This window comes from Rubrivirga sp. (genome assembly GCF_049648075.1).
Lineage (GTDB): Bacteria > Bacteroidota > Rhodothermia > Rhodothermales > Rubricoccaceae > Rubrivirga.
Map to the genome: position 1 here is coordinate 1 of NZ_JBARYR010000544.1, position 3631 is coordinate 3631.

A 3631-nucleotide genomic window follows, 5' to 3' on the forward strand; every position below is an offset into this window, starting at 1 on the left:
GTGGGCGTCCGCGCTGCCGACGTGGGACCGGGCCGGCTACGGCGCGACCGAGCGAGCGCTGGGCTGGACAGAGCGAAGCGACGACCGGGCCGGCTACGTACACGGGACGTAGGGGGGTCTGTGACACCAACGGCCCGCTGCGCCCCTACATAGCCGGCTAGGAGACGTCTTCGTGCTACTCAATCGGGCAGTAGGCACCGGTATGGCACGGCGTCTGTCCCGGCGGTCCCACCACGGATATCGTCTGCTCAGAGGCGGCCCACAGCATAGACCCGAGCCTACTGGCAGCGTAACATGGGCGGCCTCGCGTTAGACTCGGATCGCTTCGGGCCGTCTACCACGATATACGGTTCAGACTAAATAGGACGAGGACACGCCCCGCAAGGGCACCTCTACCATGAGAGCACTACTCCTAGTACCATGAGAGCACTACTCCTAGTCCTGATCGCCGCGGTCACCGTGTCGGCACAGCCTGTAAACCGAACCTGCGAGGGAGCAGGATGCCGCCTCACATATGAGCCGTCAGGCTTCCTGAGACTCCAAGTGATTCAAGCGCAGGACAGCTCTGTCGTTGCCAGCTCCCGCTATGGGTTCATCGCTCCGATGGACCTAGCGCAGGGCGTCTCCCGTGTTCCTGAGGCCGTACCATACGCCGAGGCCTACGAGAGCCGATGGATCTGGGGAATCGCTCTCGCAGCCGGAGCCGGAGCGGTGGTTGGCATCGCGGACTTGGGCTTCGCATCCGACGGCGTACGAACTGGGATGCGAATAGCAGGAGCAGGAATGCTCGCGACCGGTTTTGGATTCACGATGAGCTCGAGCCTCAACAGACGTCGGGCGATCCGGGTTCACAACGCCTCGTTCCCCGGGCCTCCGTCCGTCCAAGAGTAGACACCGAAGCCCCTCCCCTCGTGTCTGCCCGCCCCGCCGTCCTCACTTTGGCCTCGCTCGCGCTCGTGACCGGACGCAACGGGTCCATCTGTGTCCAGGGACCGTACCTCAGCGAGCCGCACACGACGCTGGTCGTCGGGGACACGACGTCGATGCAGGCCGGGCGGATCTGCATCCTGGGCGAGTGCCACCTGGCCTGGCCGACCGACGTGCGGTGGACGTCGAGCGACCCCGGCGTGATCGAGGTCGACGCCGGTGGGACCGTCACGGCTGTGTCCGCAGGGGAGGCCGACGCGCTCGCGTGGTCGTCGGGGGTCTTCCCCGGCCGCCGGTCGGTCGTCGTGACCCACGCGGATTCCCGCCGCTAGATCACGGGTCAAGCGGTTCCCCCTTTCGGACGCTCGCGCGGCCCGGCATCTTGCCTCCACCCTTCTCCGCGACCCCATGCGCCTGACCCTCTGCCTCGCTCTCGCCTTCGCCTTCGCGCCTGGTGCGCTCGCGCAGACCCCCGACGCCGACCGTGACGCGTTCGACCGTGCCGAGCGGTCGCTCATCGAGGGTCTGGCGGAGATGGAGCGGTTCGAGCAGATGCTGGAGGAGCAGGCCCCCGAGTTCGACCGGCTCCGCGAGCTCATGGAAGGGGCCGCGCCCCGTCTCGAGGAGCAACTGATTACCCCCGAGTTCGAGGAGCGGATCGCCGACCTCGAGAGGAGTCTGACGGAGATGGACGAGTGGCGCCGGTCGCTCGAGGAGGACGGGACCCTGGAGGAGCTCCGTCGCCAACTCGAGGGTAGCCTGCGTGAGATGGACCGGCTGCGGTAGCACGCAGGAGGGTGTCCCTGCCAACCTAGATCGCTTTTCATGCGCTTCGTCCTGATCGCGCTCGTCCTTGTCGCCGGGTGCAACCCTCCCGGACATGAGGAGCGCGAGCGCGTCATGCGGAGCCACACGGCGCTCATGGACTCGCTCAGGGCCGTCCCGCGGTGCCCGGTGGGAGACGACGGGTACGACCGCGACTTCTACGAGTGCCGCTACCGCCGAGCCGTAGAGGAACTGGCTGTCGTCCGCCGGTCCGAGTACGTCACGCTCGACGGGGCGACACTTCGGGATGAGATCCTCACCCGCCACCAGTCCCGCGTCGCCTTGACGGCCCTCGATGCGGGCCGTCTGGAGGAGGCTCGGGGGCTGGTCGACGACGTCCGCGGACGTATCGCGGAGGCCGAAGAGGACGAGGGGTACGACCGGTACAGCTGGAGCGACGCTCTGGAGGATGCCTTGGTCGTCGAGGGTCGGCTGGCGCTCGCGCGAGGGGACCGTGAGACCGCGGGACGCCTGCTGCTCGAGGTCGGCCGCATGCTCGAGAGTCCGACCCAGCTCTCGTTCGGTCCGAACACGACGCTCGCCCGGGACCTCGCGGCCGCGGGCGACACCGCTGTGGTCGAGGCCTACTTCGACGTGCTCGACTCGACGTGGGAGTATGGGGCCGAGCGGGTGGCCGAGTGGCGACAAGCGCTGGCCCGTGAGGAGAGCCCCGACTACGGCCCGAACGTCATCTACTAGACCGAGTGGCCTTCTCGAGGGCCTTGCCTCGCCGCACGATCGGCGCGAACTATGGGTCTCCCTTCGACATGCCCGTGCGAACCGCTCTTGTCTCCTCCGCCGTCGTCCTGCTGTCGGCGTGCTCGCTCGGTTCGTCCGACGACGCGGTGCCACCCGTGCGGACTACCCTCGTCGTGACCGACCGGACGGCGTACGACGCTCGTCTCGATGCCGACGGGAGGACCAGCGTCGTATTCGACGTCCCGTTCGAGATCCACAACACGACCGGCGCCCCGCTCTACCGCGTCGGCTGCCGTCGACCGCCGAAGCCGGTGCTCGAGAAGCGGGCCGGGAATGAATGGGTCGTCGCCTACGGGGGAGTCGAGTTTGCGTGCTTGAGTCCCCCGTTCGTCCTCGAGGCCGGGGAGGTTGGACGGGACACGCTCCGGGTCGTCGGATACCTCCCTGGTCAGAGAGTAGTCCCCGAGTTCGCCCTCGAGGTCGACGGGACGTACCGGCTCCGGGTCGAGCTGTTCTCGAGCGTGACCGACGAAGACTTCCCGCTAGGCCGAGACCTCGTGTCCTTGGAGGAGCGGACGTCCAACACGTTCGAGGTCCGGCTCGAGTAGGCAGGCCTCACAGTGTCTTAGATCATCGCGACTCCTCACCTGGAAGCTGAAGGCTCGTTGGACAACTAGACGAAGCCCTGTCGAGGGCGAAGCCCGAGACTATCCGCGCGACCTCAGCAGAGCACTGACGAGTCCTGGGATGCCCAGACGCCTTGACGTGGGGACGGTTTTCCGTACCATCGCGGCCCATTCACCCTCTCCCCTACAAGGGCACCTTTTGACCCGTCTCCTCTTGACCGTCGCGTTCGCCTCTGTACTCGCGTCGTGCGACACGTCGGCTCCCGACCTCGAGGTCGCGCCCGGCACCTACCATCTCGCTACGATCGACGGACGGCCGCTCCCGATGGTGGTCGAGCGGACGCGGGAGCTGTGCAGCTCCGACGCTGCGTTCGACTACCACTGGGTCGTCCGAGCCCGAGGCGGTACTCTCGTGATTGGCGACGACGGGTCGGCCCGGGTCGATCTCGAGCGGGAGCGCGTGTGCGCGAACGACGGGGCGGCGCGCGTGCCCGTCCGATCCCAGGCGAGCGGCCGGATCGAGGGCGATCGGCTGGACGTGGTCGGGGCCGACC

5 protein-coding genes are annotated in these 3631 nt (G+C 67.5%); all 5 read left to right on the plus strand.

The window, feature by feature from the left end; all coding sequences use genetic code 11:
- Positions 1 to 911: 911 nt before the first annotated feature.
- Complete coding sequence (locus tag WBA11_RS15225; RefSeq protein WP_424521514.1) at positions 912 to 1259, plus strand: Ig-like domain-containing protein; 348 nt, start codon at positions 912 to 914, stop codon at positions 1257 to 1259.
- 76 nt (positions 1260 to 1335) lie between these two features.
- Positions 1336 to 1713, plus strand: a complete 378-nt coding sequence (locus WBA11_RS15230) for a hypothetical protein (protein ID WP_424521515.1) — start codon at positions 1336 to 1338, stop codon at positions 1711 to 1713.
- Positions 1714 to 1752: 39 nt separating this feature from the next.
- Positions 1753 to 2451, plus strand: coding sequence for a hypothetical protein (locus tag WBA11_RS15235; RefSeq protein WP_424521516.1), 699 nt, complete (start codon positions 1753 to 1755; stop codon positions 2449 to 2451).
- Positions 2452 to 2525: 74 nt separating this feature from the next.
- Positions 2526 to 3059 carry a hypothetical protein gene (locus WBA11_RS15240; RefSeq protein WP_424521517.1) on the plus strand — a complete coding sequence of 178 codons (534 nt, stop codon included), beginning with the start codon at positions 2526 to 2528 and terminating at the stop codon, positions 3057 to 3059.
- 217 nt (positions 3060 to 3276) lie between these two features.
- Positions 3277 to 3631, plus strand: a 355-nt coding sequence (locus tag WBA11_RS15245; RefSeq protein ID WP_424521518.1) for a hypothetical protein, incomplete at its 3' end; no start/stop codon positions are given.

Bases quoted from the DNA above. Each gene is read 5' to 3' on its own strand.
- WBA11_RS15235 (WP_424521516.1), top strand. From the start codon at position 1,753: ATGCGCTTCGTCCTGATCGCGCTCGTCCTTGTCGCCGGGTGCAACCCT.
- WBA11_RS15230 (WP_424521515.1), top strand. From the start codon at position 1,336: ATGCGCCTGACCCTCTGCCTCGCTCTCGCCTTCGCCTTCGCGCCTGGT.